Annotated in this window: 1 protein-coding gene; it reads left to right on the top strand. The window is 62.6% G+C overall.

The genetic code is table 11. The features are described from left to right. Positions 1-1,161: 1,161 nt before the first annotated feature. Entirely contained in the window at positions 1,162-1,686 is a 525-nt protein-coding gene (locus MJD61_12300) for a hypothetical protein (GenBank protein MCG8556050.1), read from the top strand. Positions 1,687-1,880: the final 194 nt, after the last annotated feature.

Below are 1,880 nucleotides of genomic sequence, written 5' to 3'. Positions count from 1 at the left end.
GCCTTCGCCGGCCAGCCGCTCAGGCTCGACATGATGGTGACCGGCGGCTCGAGCGACATCTACTCGCTCTTCTACTCGGTGGAAGGGACCAACGACGGCTTCATCTACGCGAACGGAACCGGCGCCTTCGGGAACATACCCGCCGCCGGGGTTCCCACCAACCCATAGGGCTTGCCGGCAGGGTCGAGAGTCGCCCTCTGCCTGCGACTGGAGCTCAAGGAGCTTTGTTTAAGTTCTTGCACCATGCACGACGCCTCTCGGCGTCCTTTCCAGTACTTTCGCTGCTAGCGGGCTCTGCGCTGCTGCTCGGAGCCTGCGGGGGCAGAACGGTCAGCCGTCCAGGAGCTGGCGGCACGGCGGGGGGCGGCCAGGGCGGCACCCGCGGTGCTACCGGCGGCAGCGGGGCGGTGGCCGGCACTGTGGGCCGGGGTGGGTTCGGGGGGCGTGCTGGCGCCGGCGGCCTAGGAGGTCGAGCCGGATGGGGAGGTCTTGGTGGTCAAGGTGTGAGCGCCACGGGCGGTGTGGGCGGCATAGGCGCTGTCGCGGGTGGCGCCGGCGTGGGAGGGCTGGGCGGCTTCGGGGGGCAAGGTGGCCTCGGCGGCATGGGCGCTGGCCATCAGAACGCGCGTCTGCGTTCATTTCGGCGATATCGTCACAGTCATCGAGTTCATCGTCTGCTCTCCTTGCTAGCCCCGTGTCCACCTCGTCCATGATGAACAGCGGGTGAGCCCGCGGTCTGCCCGGACCTCCGCGATGCGACGTCCGATACCCTCCGATACCCCTCAGCACGTTGTCCGCGTCCTGGGCGCGCATGGCGCCACCATGAGCGGAATTATGCTACGTTATAACAAACCCATATAGTTGTGTTTACGTGCCCGGTTCGGGGACAACCGAGGAGGAGGCAAGATGAAAGGTTCAGAGACGGCCAGAAGGGCCTGGTGTCTCGGAAGAACACGTGTCTGGCGCAGTGCGCAGGTTGCTGGCCTGGTTTGCCTGGCCACTTGGACAACCGCTCCACGCACGATCGCACAGTATGCGAAGGGTGGCCCTAAGGGGACGCTTTCACCGTTGCCTCCGGGCGGGGAACCCGACAGCGGTAAGCCGAAGGGAAATCAGAGACGGCACCAGGGCAAGACGAAACAGAAACCCTGGGAGCCCTGGGTGCCCGCGCATGGGCTCATCGGATTCAAGCTTGGCATGACACGCGCGCAGGTGATCAAAGCAGGCAAACGCCTCGGGCTGCGCGGGAGACTAAACGGGTGTGTCGAGCCCGACTGTACTCACGGGGGACTGCGGGGTCCCATCAAGATGCTTGGCATGAAGGCCGCATCGGTCAATTTTTCATTTTGCCAAAAGAGACTGTGCGGCATCTGGCTGATGGGCCGAACGCTATCTTGGGACATCATCGCTCGTGCTCTTCGAAAGAAGTACGGTACACCACCCCTGGGTGGGCAGGAAAGCAGAAGAGGTCAAAACCCGGATCCACCGTACAACTCGTACTTGAGCTGGTTGTGGAAACAGCCCGACAACCTCCTGGAATGCCAGCTGCTGAAGTACGACCTGCACGCGAAGCCGGCCCTGAATGTGCCTGAGTATGTCAGCATGGCGTGCTTCACAAACGCGCAAACAGACGAACAGTCCCGCAACTACGAGAAGCGCGTAGAAAAGGTTAGCGAAGGGCTGTGAAGAACGGTAGGTCACCTCAACGTTGCATATTTCGCGATGACGGAGACGCAGAATGGCTAGCGATGGTCGGTAGAAGGTGGTCAGGCTGCTATCCGAGATTGCGGCAGATACTTTTCGAGCTCTTTGCGTACAGCGGGGTTGTCACTGACGCTCATGGTCAGCTCGCCCTGCGGTCGTGACAGTCGTCCTGCGAG

The sequence above is a fragment of the Pseudomonadota bacterium genome, assembly GCA_022361155.1.
Classification (GTDB): domain Bacteria; phylum Myxococcota_A; class Polyangia; order Polyangiales; family JAKSBK01; genus JAKSBK01.
This window is presented reverse-complemented; position numbering and strand designations above follow the sequence as displayed.